The sequence below is a fragment of the Luteibacter sp. 3190 genome (genome assembly GCF_031456385.1).
GTDB lineage: Bacteria > Pseudomonadota > Gammaproteobacteria > Xanthomonadales > Rhodanobacteraceae > Luteibacter.
Genome location: NZ_JAVDUO010000001.1, coordinates 420,990 through 436,447, shown reverse-complemented (window position 1 = coordinate 436,447; position 15,458 = coordinate 420,990). Strand labels below are relative to the sequence as shown.

Sequence of the window (15,458 nt, the reverse complement as noted above, 5' to 3'; positions counted from 1 at the left end):
TCGGGCCGGCGTTCACGCCGATGCGGAGAGCGCCGCGCCCGCGACGAAGAACGAGCCGAACAGCAGCACCGTATCGTCGTCGGCCGCCGCCGATCGCGCCGCGGCCCATGCCTCGCCGACCGACGCATGGCGATCGAAGGCGGCAGCCGGAAGGACGCCCGCCAGCGCCGTCGCCAGGGCCTCCGCCGGGAGCCCGCGCGGCGTGTCGGCGTCCAGACCGGCGAGGAACCAATGATCGATGCGGTCGCCGAGCGCGGCGATGACACCGGCCACGTCCTTGTCCGCCAGCGCGCCGTAGACGGCCAGCACGCGGCCACCGTCGTTCCGCGCGTCCAGCCAATCGGCGAGGGCTCGCGCAGCCTGTGGGTTATGGCCGACGTCGACGAGCGTCCGCGGCCGGTCCGCTATGCGCTGCAGGCGCCCTCCGACCCGCACCGTCGTCAGCGCATGAGCGGTCGCCGCGACCGGGACGGTCACCCGGCCACCCAGCGCATGCAGCGCCGCGATGGCCGCCGCGGCGTTCGCCCTCTGCACGGGTGCGTCGAGCGCCGGCGACGGGAGCTCCAGCGACGTACCGTCGCGATGGGTCCAGCGCCACCCTGGCGCGGCGTCCTCCGCCACGAAATCGATTCCGGCCCGGACGATCGCCGCACCGATCGCGCTCAGCGCCTCGAGCAGACCCTTCGGAGGCGATGCCTCGCCGACGACGACCGGCCGGCCCGCCCGCGCGATGCCCGCTTTCTCCCGTCCGATGCTGTCACGGTCGCCGCCGAGCCAGTCCTGATGGTCGAGGTCGACCGTCGTCACCACGGCGACGTCCGCATCCACGATGTTGACGGCGTCGAGCCTCCCGCCCAGCCCGACCTCGAGAATCGCGACGTCCAGCGCGGCCCGCGACATCAGGTCGATGGCGGCCAGCGTGCCGAACTCGAAATACGTCTGCGGGATCGATCCGCGCGCGGCCTCGATGCGCTCGAAGGACGCGACGAGCGCGTCGTCGTCTGCGTCGACGCCATCGATGCGGATGCGTTCGTTGTAACGCAGCAGGTGCGGCGACGTATAACAGCCGGTGCGATAGCCCGCCGCCCGCAGCATGCCCTCGAGGAGCGCGACCGTGGAGCCCTTGCCGTTCGTCCCGCCGACGGTGATGACGACCGGCGCCGGACGCGGCGCGCCCATCGCATGCCAGACGCCTCGGACGCGGTCGAGACCGAGCTCGATGTCGCGCGGATGCGTCCGCTCCTGGTAGGTGAGCCATTCGGCGAGCGTGCGGGTCATGCGGATACCTTGGCGCGATCGAGTTCGCGCATCCAGAAATCGAGAACGTGGGGCGTCGCTTCGGCGTCGCCCGTTTCCTTCCAGGCCAGTGTGCAATGCATGCCTTCGGCCGGGATGTAACCGCGACCGCGCCAGAACGCCTCGTTGCCACGATAACCGGCCGGCGCACGAGGGTCCGCCGGGCTCCTGCGCACCGAACAGAACGCCGTCCAGCGAAACGGCCCGGCGGAACGCGCGTGGCTTTCCCGCGCGTCGAAGAAGGCATGCCCGATCCCACGCCCGCGAAACGCGGGCAGCAGCACCGATTCGCCAAAATAGAAGACGTCGTCGACCGGCAGGCCGCGCTCCAGGAACGGCTGGTGGAACGCTTCGCCGTCGTCGGCCAGCGGAATGCCGGTGGACACGCCTACGACGCGGCCGCCCTCTTCGCGCGCGACCACGCACACACTGCGGGACGACGCGGCGTACGCCGCGAGGTAGTCGCGCTCGTAATCGCGATCGCCGTCGTACAGGTAGGGCCACTCGCGGAAAACCGCGATGCGCAGGCCCGCGATCTCGTCGACGACACGCAGGATGTCCTGCCCGATGTGGACACGCACGTCGATGCCGGGAATGTCGCGCATGGAAGGATGGGCCGGAGCGAAAGCGGCAAGCTTAACGGCTCGCGTGCCCGCCGTGCGCGAGTTGCAGGAGCGGACCTGGCCGCGACGGCTTCTCGCGAAAAGCCCCCGGGCCCTGCTGCTCACACCCCCAAGAGCTGTCGCGGCCAGGTCCGCTCCTACAGGCCGGCCTCGCCGCACAAAAAAAGCCCCGGCGGTGCCGGGGCTTCTGTCGGGAACACGCGGCGATCAGTAACCGTAACCGTCGTCGCGGACGTAGCGGGTGCCGTAGCCGTCGTCGACGTAGGTCGTCGTGGTGGTCACGCGGCGGGTCACGACCGGCGCGTCGTCGTAGACCACCGTGGCCGGGCGGCTGTAATACACCGGGCGGTCGTAGACGACCGTGCGCGGCTGGGTGGCATTGGCGACCAGGCCGACCACCGCGCCGGCGACGATCGCGCCGGCGATCCAGCGGCCCGCGTGATCGTAGTGGCCACCGCGGTAATAACCGCCACGATAGCCGTAACCGCCACCGTAGTAACCGTGCCCGCCATGGTAGCCGTAGCCACCGCCGTAGTAGCCGTGGCCACGTGCGAACGCGCCCGGAGCGAAGGCCATGAGGCCCGCGGCGGCGAGGGCGAGAACCGGCTTGACGAACTTAGCTTTCATGACAGTTACCTCCGGGTGTTGAGCGCAGATTCGCGCTCCGGCACTGAATCCGGACTGAAGTTTTCTCGACCGAACCTTCACGTTTTCCATGGATTCACGAACGGCTTCCGAAGCAGCCAGCAGCCATGGATGTCGTGGCGCCTGGCGAAGTCGAACGGGATGCTCGGTGCGCTCCAGTCTTCGATGGAGAAATGGGGTTCGAGGGCCGCCCGATCAAGCTGGAAGCGGCGGAAGTTGTTGGAGAAAACGATCACGCCATCGGGCAGGAGGCGGTCCGCGCAGAGCATCAGCAGCTTCACGTGATCGCGCTGCACGTCGAAGTCGTCCGCCTTCTTGGAGTTGGAGAAGGTCGGCGGGTCGACGTAGATCAGCCCGTACTGCATCGAACGCTTTTCGAGGAAGGTCAGGGAGTCTTCCTGGACCAGCCGGTGCCGGTTGCCCGTGAACCCGTTCAGGGCCAGGTTCCGGGAGGCCCAATCGAGGTACGTGCCCGACAGGTCGACCGTGGTGGTGTCGCGGGCGTCTCCGGCGGCGGCGTAAACGCTGGCCGTGCCCGTGTAGGCGAACAGGTTCAGGAAATGCTTGCCCGCCGCCAGTTCGCGGATCTTCGCGCGGACCAGCCGGTGATCGAGGAACAGGCCGGTATCCAGGTAATCGGTCGGGTTGATGAGGAAGGAAAGCCCGCCCTCGTGGACCTCGATGAATTCGCCCTTCTGGTCGAACTGCCCGTACTTGGACCCGCCCTTGCCGCGCTCGCGCGTCTTCACGGCGATGCGGTCGCGCGGGATGCCGAACACCTCGCCCGCGACGCGCACGATCTCGCGCATGCGGATGCGGGCCACGTCGACCGGCACGTCCTGCGGCGCCTTGTATTCCTGGATGTGCAGCCACTCTTCGTAGACGTCGATGGCGGCGGCGTACTCGGGAAGGTCCTGGTCGTACGCGCGCCAGCACGTGATGCCCTCGCGGGCGAGGCGCTTGCGCAGGTGGCGGACGTTCTTCTCCAGCCGGTTCTTCAGCATCTGCGCGCCGTCGGAGAGCGGCTTCGCCTCGCGAGGCGCCTCGTCGCGCGCGCGCAGCGCGAACGTGAGCAGCGGCGTCTCGAGCGCGCCGTTGTACAGCGCGTAGCGCTTGTCCGGACTCAGGCGCAGCGCGCGCCCCAGCTCCTCGTCTCCTGCGAGCACCGCCGCGCGCCAGCCGGCGAAGCGGTCCTTCAGGGCCTGGCCGAGGTCGCGGTAGAGCACGGGCAGCTCCGCGCGATCGCCCAGGCGCTCGCCGTACGGCGGGTTCGTGATCACCAGTCCGAGCGGCGTGTCGGGTGGTGGCGCGACGTGCACGGCGTCGCGCTTGTCGAGGTGCACGAAGCCGGCGACACCCGCGCTCTGCGCGTTGCGCTTGGCGGTCTGCACCATGTGCGGATCGGCGTCGCTGCCGAAGAAGACCGGGCGCAGGGCGCGCAGGCCTTCGTCCGCGCGAGCCTTCGCCTCGTCATAGATCGTGCGCCAGAGGGCGTAATCGTGCTTGAGCCAGCCGAGGAATCCGAAATAGTCGCGGCGCAGACCCGGCGCGACGCCGGCGGCCATGAGCGCGCCTTCGATCAGAAGCGTGCCCGATCCGCACATCGGATCGACCAGCGCACCGCCCTCGGCGTAGATACGCGGCCACTGCGCCCGCACCAGCATGGCGGCGGCCAGGTTTTCCTTCAGCGGTGCCTCGCCCTGCTGCTCGCGCCAGCCACGGCGATGCAGCGGCGAACCGGAGAGATCGATGGACAGCGTCGCGCGGTCGCGGCGCAGGCGCACGTTGACGCGCAGGTCCGGCTCCTCGGGGTCGACGTCCGGGCGCGCGCCGCTGGCGGCGCGGAACTGGTCGACGATCGCGTCCTTCGTCTTCAGCGCGATGAACTGGCTGTGGGTGAGCTTGCTCTGCGCGGTGTTGGCATCGACGGCCAGCGTGCCATGCGCCGCCAGGTGCTCCGACCAGTCGATCGACTGCACGCCGGCGTAGAGGGCATCCGGATCGGCCGCGTCGAACTCGGCCAGCGGCAGCAGCACGCGACTCGCCATGCGCGACCAGAGGCACGCGCGATACGCCGTCTCGATCGTGCCGGCGAAGGACACGCCCGCGAGCGCCTCGCGCACGTCGGTGGCGCCGAGCGCGACGAGTTCGTCCTTGAGCAGGTATTCGAGGCCCTTCGGGCAGGTGGCGAAGAACGCGCTCATGCGAGGCCACCCAGGAAACGGCGGAACTCCGCTTCGATGTCGGGCAGCGTCGCACCGAGACGGTGGTCGTCCTGCACGAGGAGCGCCGGCATGGCATGGCCGCGGGCGAACGCCAGGGCCTCGTCGAGGGGACACACGTCGTCGGCGTAACCGTGCACGAGGAACGACGGCACGCCTGCCCGGGCGCCGAACGCCCGCGGGTAGCCGGGAATGCGGGCGGGCAGCGCCAGGAGGAACAGGCCCGCGACGGGGGCATCCAGCGAGGCCAGACCCGACACGAAGGCGCCCATGCTGGAACCGACCAGCACCGGCGGCACCGGCGAGGCGGCGATCGCCGCGGCGAGGCGGTCCAGGCGCGGCGGCACCGAGCCGGCATGGCCGCGGGCGTCGTCGTCGCGGTAATCGGGGCGCACGGTGGTCCAGCCGAGCGACTCCGCCACGACGGCCAGCGCGCTGACCTTGGTGGCGTCGGGGCCCGAATCGGAACCATGGGAAAGGATGATGTGGCCGCGCATGGCGGTCTCCGTACGCGGAATGACCGCCTATGTTATCAAAGCGGCATGATCGACATCCTTCACGCCCCCCTGCCCTACGAGGCCCTCCTCCCCGAACGGACGCCCGACGCCGTCGACCTCGTCGTGATCCACTGCACCGAACTGCCCGACCTCGCCATGGCCCGCGAGTACGGCGAGCGCGTGCTTTACGACTCGGGCGCCGGCGCCAGCGGCCATTACTACATCGACCGCGACGGCTCGGTGCTGTGCTACGTGGATCCGCTACGGGTCGCCAACCACACCCGCGGCTACAACCCGCGATCGATCGGCATCGAGCTGGTCAACACCGGCCGTTATCCGGACTGGTTCCACTCGGACCATCAGGTGATGACCGAGCCTTACCCGGCCCGCCAGATCGACGCCCTGCGCGCCCTGCTCGACCATCTGGTGGAGCGCTTCCCGTCGCTGCGCCATATCGCGGGCCATGAAGACCTCGACACTGCCATGGTCCCGGCCAGCGACGACCCGGACAACGAGGTGCCGCGCAAGCGCGATCCCGGTCCGCAGTTCCCCTGGGCACGCGCCTACGACGCCTCCCGCCTGAGCCGGCTCGCCGCATAGCCCCGCTATACTCGCCGCCTACGCACTGCCGCCTCTGCCAGGGACACCCATGTCGGACAACCACGTCGGCGAACTCGTCGAACTGCTCGAACTCGAGCGCCTCGAAGACAACCTCTTCCGCGGCCAGAGTCGCGACATCGGCACCCGCTTCGTGTTCGGCGGCCAGGTGCTCGGCCAGGCCCTCTCGGCCGCGCAGCGCACCGTCGACCCGAGGCGCGAGGCGCACTCGTTGCACGCCTACTTCCTGCGCGCTGGCGACATCAACGCGCCGATCGTCTACAGCGTCGAACGCACGCGCGACGGCGGCTCGTTCTCGTCCCGCCGCGTCGTCGCCATCCAGCATGGGCAGCCGATCCTCAACGGCTCGATCTCGTTCCAGGAGCCGGAAACGGGTTACGAGCACCAGATGTCGATGCCGGAAGTCCCGGCCCCGGAAGACATCGACCCCATGCCCGCGATGTCCGCGGAACAGCTGGCGCGGTTGCCGGAGAAGACGCAGCGCTGGCTCGGGATCGACGGTCCGTTCGAGTTCCGCCATGTCTGGCCGCGCGACGAACTGCGTCCGGCCAAGCGCCCGCCGTACCAGCACATCTGGTTCCGCCTCACCGCGCCCATCGACGACGCGCTCGCGCTGCACCAGGCCCTGCTCGCGTACGCGTCGGATTTCCACCTCGTCGGCACGGCCACGCTGCCGCACGGCATCTCCTACCTCACGCGCAACATGCAGATGGCGAGCCTCGACCATGCGCTGTGGTTCCACCGCCCGTTCCGCATCGACGAGTGGCTGCTGTATTCGTTCGACAGCCCGACGTCGCAGGGCGCGCGCGGCCTCGCGCGCGGCATGATCTACACGCGCGACGGCGTGCTCGTCGCATCCACGGCCCAGGAAGGCCTGATCCGCGTCCGGCCGGACTGACGCCGTTGGGCATCGAGCTCCGTCACCTGCGGTACTTCATCGCCGTGGCCGACGAGCTCCACTTCGGCCGCGCGGCCGAGCGCCTCGGCATCTCGCAGCCGCCGCTCAGCCAGCAGATCCGCGATCTGGAGGAACACCTCGGCGTCCGCCTGCTGCGACGGACGAACCGCCGGGTGGAACTCACGGACGCCGGGCGTGCCTACCTCGACGCGGCCCGCGACATCCTTGGCCGGGTCGACGTCGCCGGCGACACGGCGCGCCGCGCCGAGCGCGGCGAGATCGGCGAGCTGCGCGTGGCGTTCACACGCAGCATGCCGCTGATCGAGCGGTTCCCGCGCGCGATCCGCGCGTTTCGCGAGGCGTATCCCGCGGTGCGGCTGGTGCTGCTCGAGCGCACCACGCTGCAGCAGTTCGAGTGCCTGCTCGACGATCGCCAGGACGTCGGACTGATCCGCGGCGTCGCCCCTCCCGCGCCGCTCGTCGCCCACAAGCTCGTCGACGACCCGCTCGTGGCCGTCCTGCGCGCCGATCACCCGCTCGCGACGCGACGCCAGGCGTCGCTACGCATGGAAGAGCTCGCCGAGGAAAGCTTCGTCGTGTTCACGCGCGCCTCGGGCACGGGCATCCACGACCAGTTGCTGACTTTGTGCCGCCAGGCGGGCTTCATGCCGCGCATCGCCCAGGAAGCCGGCGAGTCCTCCACGATGGTCGGCCTCGTCGCGGCAGGCATGGGGGTCGCCATCCTGCCGCGCTCGCTGCAGCACGTGCAGATCGAGGGAGTCGCCTATGTACCGATCGCGTCGCCCGATGCGGCCAGCGCGCTCTACATCACCCATCGGCGCGACGACCCGTCGCCGCTGGTCAGGGCCTTCACGCGGCTGATCCGGAAGGCCTGACCGTGCGCAGCTTCACCGCGATGGCGAGCCCCGCGAGCACCAGCACGCCGACGTAGGCGGCGACACCGTTCCAGCCCGCGCACGTCCACGCGATGCCACCCAGCGAGCCGGCGATGCTCGAACCCATGTAGTACGAGAACAGGTAGAACGACGAGGCGTGGGCGCGCGCGAACACGGCGCGCTTGCCCACCCAGCTGCTCGCGATCGAATGCCCGCCGAAGAAGCCGAACGTCAGCATCGCGATACCCGCGACGATGGCCCAGAGCGACGCGCTGGCCGTCAGCGCGACACCGGCCGCCATCAGCAGCAGCGTCGCCCAGAGCAGGCGCGGACGCCCCACCCTGTCGGCGAGCGATCCGGCCCACGCCGAGCCGATGACACCGACGACGTAGACCATGAAGAGCGCGCCGACGTGCGACTGCGACAGCGAGAACGGCGGCGCGAGCAGGCGGAACGCCACGTAGTTGTAGATCGTGACGAACGCGCCCATGAGCAGGAAGCCCTCGGCGAACAGCCACGGGAGGCCCTTGTCGCGGAACAGCGCGGCGAACGTGCCGAGGAACGTGCGCGGGTCGACGCGGCGCTGCTCGAAATGCCGCGACGGTGGCAGGCCGCGCGCCACGAGCGCCGCCGCGATCAGGCCCAGCGCGCCAATGACGCCCACGGCGATCCGCCAGGACGCATGGTCGGCGGCGAAGCCCGAGATCAGTCGGCCACCCATGCCGCCGATCGCGTTACCGCCGATGTAGAGACCCATCGCGAGGCCGATGGATTCGCCGTGCACCTCTTCGCTGAGGTAGGTCATCGCCACGGCCGGCAGGCCCGCTAGCGTCACGCCGAGCAAGGCACGCAGGACGAGCAGCGACGGCCAGTTCGGCGCGACCGCGGTCGCCAGCACGAGCAGCGAGGAACCCAGCAGCGAGGCGAGCATGACGGGTTTGCGCCCGAACGCGTCCGAGATCGCCCCCGCGAACAGCATGCCGACGGCGAGCACGCCGGTGGTCAGCGACAGCGCGAGGCTGCTCGACGCGGCGTCGACACCGAACGCGTGCGAGAAGGCGGGCAGCAGGGGCTGCACGCAGTAGAGCAGGCCGAACGTGGCGAAGCCCGACGAGAACAGCGCGAGATTGGTGCGCCGGAACGCGGGTGTGCCATGCCGGATGCGCTGGTCGGGAAACGCCGGCGTGGCGGACGACGAACCGTCCACGGGTCACCTCCAGGGATTGAACCTTGGCAAAGGTTAGACCCTGAATTGAGTCGAATCGATACCGCGAAACGTCCCGTTCGATACGTCGGACGTATCGCAGAGCCTAGCGCGACACCGTGCCCGCCGCCCCGCCATCCCACTGCACCGCCGCGGCGAGTTCCTCGCTCGTCAGTGCCAGTTCGCCGCCGTCCGCCGCGCTCTTCACGGCGACCACGTGACCCGCGTGGCGCGACAGCTCGGTCGTGCCCGCGCTCTTCAGCGCCTGTTCCCGCCCGTCGTCGGCAGCGAGGAGTTCCAGCACCACGTGCTTTCCATCAAGGAAGCGCACCCCGCTCGTGGCGCCGGATGTGGCGAGGGCTTTCGACGCGAGGGGCACGGCGCGCACCTTGCCGACCCATCGTTGAGGCCCCACGAACGTGTATCCGGCGGCTTCGTCGCGCCAGACGAACCGCTTCATCGGCTGCGCGGCCGGCGCGTCGGCGCGATGCGCGCCTGGCGGTGTCTGCGCGGCGGCGAGCATCGGGAGGCCCAGCAGGATGGCGATGGCGAGCGATTTCATGGCGAGGACTCCCGGAAGACGCCGACCAGCCTACCCTGCCGCCGTCACGACGGCGTCAACCGCCTCGGTCGCCTTCGAGCACCTCGGAGGGCGGTGCTTCCCGACTGCTCGCCCACGCGAAGAGGACGATGCCGACGATGATCGCCAGCGCGCCCAGACCGGCCAGCGCACCGGGCGTGGCTTCGCCGAGGAACGCCGCGCCGATGACGGCCGCGAAAAGGAGCTCCGCCGCCTGCATGGCTTCGACGGCCGCGAGCGCGGTGGGCTGCCTGCCCACCCGCTCGGTGGCGTGGAAGAACAGGACGGTGGCGATCACGCCCGACGATAGCGCGACGCCGCCAGCGAGCAGGACCTCGCGCGCGGTCGGGGGCCCGACCTGGACCCACGTCACCGCGGCGAACACGATCCAGAGCGGCCAGCTCGCCAGCGTCATGCCGAAGACGCGTTGCACCGCTCCCAGGCGCGTGCCCGTCCGTTCGAGGTGGAGGAGGATCTTCCGGTTGCCGAGCGGGTACGCGAAGGCCGCGAACACCACCGCGGCGACCGCGAGCCACGCCTGCGTGTCGAGCGCACCATTGGCATGACCGTACTGGAGCAACGCGACGCCCACGACGATGAGCAGGCCGATCGCCAGCGCGCCGCCGTGCCAGCGAGCTCGCGTGTCACGGTAGATGAAGGGCGCCATGAGCGGACCGGCGAGGACCGTCATCTGGAAGCTCCCGGCGATGAGCCACGACGGCCCGCTGCTCGCGGCCCACGTGAGCGGAATGCCGAAAAGAAAAAACCCGACCGCGCTCCAGCGCATCCAGGGCAACGGATGCTTCCGTAACTCGCCCGGCAGGTCGCCGAGCCCGCCCTGGAACGGCAGCACCGCGGCGAGCAACGGGAGCGTGATCAGGTAACGCAGGATCACCGCCCACTGCCAGTGGCCGCCGCCGCTGACCACCGCGCGATTGAAGACATACGTGAAGGTGAAGAACAGCGCCGAGAGCAGCGCGATGCCCACCGCCTTCAGCGCGTTCGACCCCATCAGGCCGACTCGCTCAGTTCGAGGAAGAGCTCCTGCAGCTCGCCGCCGATCGGCCGGCCATCGACCTGCAGCGAGACGTCGCCTTCCATCCCGGCCACCGGACAGCCGCCATCGAGGATGCCCAGGAGGTTGGCGGTGGTCTCGACCATCGTGTGGCAGATGATCTCGATGAGGACGTGCTTGTTCTCCTCGTCGAGGCCGTTGAACAACGTGAGCGCGCGCACCCAGTGCGGATCGACCGCCTTGTCGACGGGCGTGCCACGGAACAGCTCCGTGTAGACGGCGAGGTTGTCGTGAACGACGGCCTTCTGCAGCGCCAGGACGAAACGTTCGGGGGTCATCGGAGGGACTCGGGGGTGGGATGACGCATTGGAACACCGATCGACGATACCGTCACCGTCACGTCGGCATGCACCGGCGCGGAGCGACGACATCGCTCAGCCCATCGGTTCCATGTGCGTCAGCAGCAGGCGCACGCTCTCCCTGCCCTGCCAGTCGTTGACCGACAGTTCGTACGCCACGCGCATGCGCGGCGGCGGCGGCGTGCCGTCGAAACAGTTGAACATGACCGCGTCGAGCGGCGCGCCGCCCTGCGTGTGGCGCAGCTGCAGGCGCAGGTGGCGGCTGCCCATCGGTTTCCACGACGCGCAGTCGAAGCGCGCTTCGAACAACGGCGGCGGGAATCCCTGGCCCCACGGTCCCGCGTGGCGGAGTTGCTTCGCGAGGTCGAGCGTGTGGTCGCGGTAGTCGAGCTCGCCATCGGTCTGCACGAGCGCCTGCAGGTGCTCGTCGTCGAGCTGGGCCCGCGCGGTGGCGTCGAAGATCGCCGCGAAACGATCGAAATCCGCCGCCCGCAGGCTCAGTCCCGCGGCCATCGCGTGGCCGCCGAAGCGCAGGATCAGCCCCGGATGCTTCGCATCGATCGCCGCGAGCGCGTCGCGGATGTGGAACCCGGGAATGGAGCGCGCGGAGCCGCGCAGCTCGTCCGTGTCGTCGCCTGCCGGCGCGAACGCGAGCACCGGGCGGTGCAGCTTCTCCTTCAGCTTCGAAGCGACGAGACCCACGATGCCGGCGTGCCAGCCGGGGTCGAAGAGCGCGACACCGACGGCGTCGACGTGCGCCGCGCGTGCGACCATCGACTCGGCCTCCTCGACCATGCCCGCCTGCATCTCGCGGCGCTCCTGGTTGATCGCCGAGAGCTGCTCGGCGTAGCGCCGCGCGATGCCGTGATCGTCGGTCAGCAGACAGGCCACGCCGAGCGACATGTCCTCGAGCCTTCCCGCCGCGTTGAGGCGCGGGCCGATGGCGAACGCGAGGTCCGTCGCACCCACCGTCGCCAGCGAACGTCCGCTCGCCTCGACCAGGGCCGTGATGCCCGCGCAGGCCTTCCCCGCGCGCATGCGCTTCAGCCCCGCCTCGACGAGCACGCGGTTGTTGAAGTCCAGCGGTACGAGATCGGCCACGGTGCCGAGCGCGACGAGGTCGAGCAGCGACGCGAGGTCGGGCGCGCCGTCGGGGAACAGACCCGCGTCGCGCATCGCCGCGCGCACCCCGAGCAGCAGGTAGAACATGACGCCGACGCCGGCCAGCGCCTTGCTGGGAAAACCGTCGTCCGCGAGGTTCGGGTTCACCATCGCGTCGGCGTCGGGAAGCGTGTCGCCAGGAAGGTGGTGGTCCGTAACGAGCACGCGGATGCCGCGCGCGCGCGCCGCCGCGACACCGGCGACGCTCGCCACGCCGTTGTCGACGGTGACGATGAGGTCTGGCGCCGGGTCCAGCGAGGCGACGAGCGCTTCGCTCAAGCCGTAGCCATGCACGAAACGGTTGGGCACCACGTGGCTGACGTGGCGCGCGCCGAGCAGCCGAAGGCCGCGCTCGGCCACCGCGGTTCCGGTGGCGCCGTCGCAATCGTAATCACCCGCGACGACGATGCGCTGATCGCCGGCGATCGCCTGCATCAGGAGCGCCACCGCGCGATCCATGCCGCCGAGAAGGTCGGGTGCGAGCATCCGCGCGAGGCGGTGTTCCGCGCCGTCCGGCGTGCAGACGCCGCGTGCGGCGTAAACGCGCTGGATCACCGGATGCACATGCCCGGGCCAGCCGCTCGGGGCGGTCGCGATGACGCGCCGGCGCCAGACGCGTGTCGTCATGCCTTGCGCCAGAAGCGCAGGCGGTGATGCTTGCGCAGCACCATGCGGACGCCGTCCGCGAAGGCGAGCCGTAGATCCGCGCCTTGCGCCAGGCGCGTCTCCAGCGCGGGCCACCAGGCCTGCGCGAACTCGCCGGGCTGGACGTCCTGCAGATCGAGCAAGCCGATCGCCGGCGAGTCCGCCGCGGCGTCGAACGCCGCGCGCCCCTGCACGTCGACATCGGCGCGATGCGCGAGCGCCCACGCCAGCAGGTCGTCGCTGTAGATGCGCGACAGGCCGCATTCGACCCATTCGGGCAACGCGCCCGGTCCCCAGAGCCACACGCTGTTGACCGGGGGCAAGCCTTCCGCCGCCCGGCGGCGGTTCACGGGGTGGTTGTGCAGCACGATCTGCGCCTCGTTGAGGAGCGCGCGCCATTGCCTGCCCTGATCGCCCTTGGGCAGCTGCTCGAACAGGTCCGCGCCGAGCGCGTCTTCCGGATCGGGGAACGGCGGGACGTCGACGTACGCGGGCAGCCGCAGCTGCCAGTGCTGCGCGTCGCCGACGAGGAGCGTCATGCCATCGGCCTGGAAGGTTTCGGCGAGCGCGTCGACGAGGCTCGCGGCATCCTCCGCCGTGAGCCCGATGTTGCCGATGGCGAGGAGACGCGCGCCATTCACCTCCGGCTGCACCCAGGCCGGATCCGCCGACAGCCAGAGCGATGTACCGGCATCGCCGGCGACCGACTGGCGCATGAGCGCGGCGGCGGGCAAGGGGCCATGCGGCCAGCGGAAGTGTTCGGCGAGTGCCGCGAGATAGCCCGGCACGGCGGCGGGCAGCGTGGTACCGCGCGCCAGCCATGCCGCGAACGCGGGCACGCCGGCGAGCTTGTCGCGGCCCGGGAGCAATACGTGGAGAACGTCGCCCATGGTCAGACCTCGATCTTCTCGAGGATGTCCATCCACTCCAGTTCCAGCGACTCTTTCTCGCCGCGCAATTCGGCCTGTCGCTGGCCGAGCTTCATCAGTTCGGCCGTCGCGCCGCCGTAGATCGCCGGGTCGGCGAGCTTGCCTTCGATGGTGGCCAGTTCCTTGTCCATCGACGCGATCAGCGACTCGATCTTCTTCACGCGGGCACGCAGGGGCTTTTCCTTCTCGCGCTCTTCGGCGCTGAGCTTGCGTCGTTCCTTCGCCGACTCCTGCACCGGCGCATCGGCCGGTGCCGAGGCGACCGCGGCGGTCTTGCGCGTGGTGGCGCGCGTGCGCAGCCATTTCGCGTAGTCGTCGAGATCGCCGTCGAACGGCTCGACCTTGCCGTCCGCCACGCGCCAGAACTCGTCGCAGACCATGCCCAGCAGATGGCGGTCGTGCGACACGAGCACCAGCGCGCCGTCGAAGGCCGCGAGCGCATCGGCGAGCGCTTCGCGCATGTCGAGGTCGAGGTGATTGGTCGGTTCGTCGAGGAGCAGGAGGTTCGGCTTGTCCCACGCGATCAGCGCGAGCGCGAGACGCGCGCGCTCGCCGCCGGAAAACGCGTCGACGGGCTCGAAGGCGCGATCCGCCGGGAAGTTCCACGTGCCGAGGTAATCGCGCAACGCCTGCGCGCCGGCCATGGGCGCCTTCTGCTGAAGGTGGTCGAACGGGCTGTGCCCTTCCTGCAGGCTCTCCACCGTGTGCTGCGCGAAGTAACCGATGCGCGTGTCCTTGTGGAAGCCACGCTCGCCGACCAGCGGCGCGAGCTCGCCCACCAGCGACTTCACCATCGTCGACTTGCCGGCGCCGTTCGGGCCGAGCAGGCCGATGCGATCGCCCGCTTCGAGACCGAAGGCGACGTCGTGCAGCACGACGTGCTCGCCGTAGCCCGCGTCGACGTGGTCGAGCTGCAGCATGGAGGTGGGCAGACGGTCCGGCGCCGGGAACGAGAAGCTGAAGGAACGCTCGGCGCGCACCGCTTCGGTACCCGCCATCTTCTCCAGCCGCTTCATGCGCGACTGCGCCTGCTTGGCCTTGCTCGCCTTCGCCTTGAACCGATCGATGAACGATTGCAGGTGCGCGCGCTCCGCCTGCTCGCGCTCGTGCGCGATCTGCTGCTGGCGCAGGTGTTCGGCGCGCTGGCGCTCGAACGCCGTGTAGTTGCCGGTGTAGAGCTTCGCCGTGCCGTCGTGCAGGTGCATCGTGTGCGAGATCACGCCGTCGAGGAACTCGCGATCGTGCGAGATGATCAGCAACGTGCCCTGGTAACGGCGCAGCCATTCCTCGAGCCAGAGCACGGCGTCGAGGTCGAGATGGTTGGTGGGCTCGTCGAGCAGCAAGAGGTCGGACGGCGCCATCAGCGCGCGGGCGAGGTTGAGGCGCACGCGCCAGCCGCCCGAGAAGGAGGCGACCGGCTGTTCATGCGTCTCCGGCGCGAAGCCGAGGCCGTGCATGAGGCGCCCCGCGCGCGATCGCGCGTCGTAGCCATTCACTTCCTCGATGCGCAGGTGCGCGGCGGCCACCGCCTCCATGTCCCCCGCGTCGAGCGCGTCGGATTCCGCCTTGAGCGCGGCGGCGACCTCGACGTCGCCGCCCAGCACGTATTCGATCGCCGGATCGGGAAGCGCGGGGGTTTCCTGCGCCACGGAGGCCAGGCGGACCTTCGACGGCATGTCGAGGTCGCCGACCTCCGGCTCGAGCTCGCCCTTGAGCGCCGCGAACAGCGTGGACTTGCCGCAGCCGTTGCGACCGATGACGCCGAGCGCCCACCCGGTCTGGATGGTGAGGTCCATGTGCGACAGCAGGGTGCGGCTGCCCCGGCGGAGGGCGAGATTGCGGAACGAGATCATGGAGACGGGCACGGCTG

Annotated in this window: 15 protein-coding genes; 3 read left to right on the top strand and 12 right to left on the bottom strand. The window is 70.0% G+C overall.

All coding sequences use genetic code 11. The annotated features are described in order from the left end of the window. Positions 1–12: 12 nt before the first annotated feature. The 5 genes from folC to J2X58_RS02015 all read right to left on the bottom strand — a co-directional run bounded on the left by folC (position 13) and on the right by J2X58_RS02015 (position 5,283). The gene (folC, locus tag J2X58_RS02035; RefSeq protein WP_310046165.1) at positions 13–1,278 is read right to left on the bottom strand and encodes a bifunctional tetrahydrofolate synthase/dihydrofolate synthase; all 1,266 of its coding nucleotides are present in this window, start codon (positions 1,276–1,278) and stop codon (positions 13–15) included. Continuing rightward, positions 1,275–1,901 (bottom strand): GNAT family N-acetyltransferase, encoded by a 627-nt coding sequence (locus tag J2X58_RS02030; RefSeq protein ID WP_310046162.1) that lies wholly within the window; start codon positions 1,899–1,901, stop codon positions 1,275–1,277. Before J2X58_RS02030 ends, folC begins: the two co-directional genes overlap by 4 nt. A gap of 225 nt (positions 1,902–2,126) precedes the next feature. Next, positions 2,127–2,546 carry a hypothetical protein gene (locus tag J2X58_RS02025; RefSeq protein WP_090054390.1) on the bottom strand — a complete coding sequence of 140 codons (420 nt, stop codon included), beginning with the start codon at positions 2,544–2,546 and terminating at the stop codon, positions 2,127–2,129. Positions 2,547–2,623: 77 nt separating this feature from the next. Then, on the bottom strand, positions 2,624–4,768 hold the full coding sequence (gene rlmKL, locus J2X58_RS02020; protein WP_090177794.1) for a bifunctional 23S rRNA (guanine(2069)-N(7))-methyltransferase RlmK/23S rRNA (guanine(2445)-N(2))-methyltransferase RlmL: 2,145 nt from the start codon (positions 4,766–4,768) through the stop codon (positions 2,624–2,626). Next, positions 4,765–5,283: an alpha/beta hydrolase gene (locus J2X58_RS02015; RefSeq protein ID WP_090177797.1), complete on the bottom strand. Its 519-nt coding sequence runs from the start codon at positions 5,281–5,283 to the stop codon at positions 4,765–4,767. Before J2X58_RS02015 ends, rlmKL begins: the two co-directional genes overlap by 4 nt. 45 nt (positions 5,284–5,328) lie before the next feature. Here J2X58_RS02015 and J2X58_RS02010 point away from each other — a divergent pair, with 45 nt between their 5' ends. The 3 genes from J2X58_RS02010 to J2X58_RS02000 are packed head-to-tail and all read left to right on the top strand — an operon-like array spanning position 5,329 to position 7,695. Beyond that, positions 5,329–5,883, top strand: coding sequence for an N-acetylmuramoyl-L-alanine amidase (locus J2X58_RS02010; protein ID WP_310046160.1), 555 nt, complete (start codon positions 5,329–5,331; stop codon positions 5,881–5,883). A gap of 49 nt (positions 5,884–5,932) precedes the next feature. Beyond that, on the top strand, positions 5,933–6,799 hold the full coding sequence (gene tesB, locus J2X58_RS02005; protein ID WP_090054397.1) for an acyl-CoA thioesterase II: 867 nt from the start codon (positions 5,933–5,935) through the stop codon (positions 6,797–6,799). Positions 6,800–6,804: 5 nt separating this feature from the next. Next, entirely contained in the window at positions 6,805–7,695 is an 891-nt protein-coding gene (locus J2X58_RS02000; RefSeq protein ID WP_217642619.1) for a LysR family transcriptional regulator, read from the top strand. On the opposite strand, the gene J2X58_RS01995 is transcribed toward J2X58_RS02000, so the two are convergent. The 7 genes from J2X58_RS01995 to J2X58_RS01965 all read right to left on the bottom strand — a co-directional run bounded on the left by J2X58_RS01995 (position 7,670) and on the right by J2X58_RS01965 (position 15,441). Beyond that, complete coding sequence (locus tag J2X58_RS01995; protein ID WP_310046157.1) at positions 7,670–8,902, bottom strand: MFS transporter; 1,233 nt, start codon at positions 8,900–8,902, stop codon at positions 7,670–7,672. The genes J2X58_RS02000 and J2X58_RS01995 overlap by 26 nt on opposite strands. A gap of 103 nt (positions 8,903–9,005) precedes the next feature. Then, positions 9,006–9,461 (bottom strand): hypothetical protein, encoded by a 456-nt coding sequence (locus J2X58_RS01990; RefSeq protein ID WP_310046155.1) that lies wholly within the window; start codon positions 9,459–9,461, stop codon positions 9,006–9,008. Between the two features lie 55 nt (positions 9,462–9,516). Next, complete coding sequence (locus J2X58_RS01985; RefSeq protein WP_310046154.1) at positions 9,517–10,491, bottom strand: multidrug resistance efflux transporter family protein; 975 nt, start codon at positions 10,489–10,491, stop codon at positions 9,517–9,519. Further along, complete coding sequence (locus tag J2X58_RS01980; protein WP_090054405.1) at positions 10,491–10,832, bottom strand: hypothetical protein; 342 nt, start codon at positions 10,830–10,832, stop codon at positions 10,491–10,493. The genes J2X58_RS01985 and J2X58_RS01980 overlap by 1 nt, the downstream gene beginning before the upstream one ends. Before the next feature lie 96 nt (positions 10,833–10,928). After that, positions 10,929–12,641, bottom strand: coding sequence for a single-stranded-DNA-specific exonuclease RecJ (gene recJ, locus J2X58_RS01975; protein WP_310046149.1), 1,713 nt, complete (start codon positions 12,639–12,641; stop codon positions 10,929–10,931). After that, a complete protein-coding gene (locus tag J2X58_RS01970) occupies positions 12,638–13,549 on the bottom strand; it encodes a phosphoglycerate mutase (protein WP_310046148.1) in 912 nt (303 codons plus the stop codon). Before J2X58_RS01970 ends, recJ begins: the two co-directional genes overlap by 4 nt. Positions 13,550–13,551: 2 nt before the next feature. After that, positions 13,552–15,441 carry an ATP-binding cassette domain-containing protein gene (locus J2X58_RS01965; RefSeq protein WP_310047877.1) on the bottom strand — a complete coding sequence of 630 codons (1,890 nt, stop codon included), beginning with the start codon at positions 15,439–15,441 and terminating at the stop codon, positions 13,552–13,554. Positions 15,442–15,458: the final 17 nt, after the last annotated feature.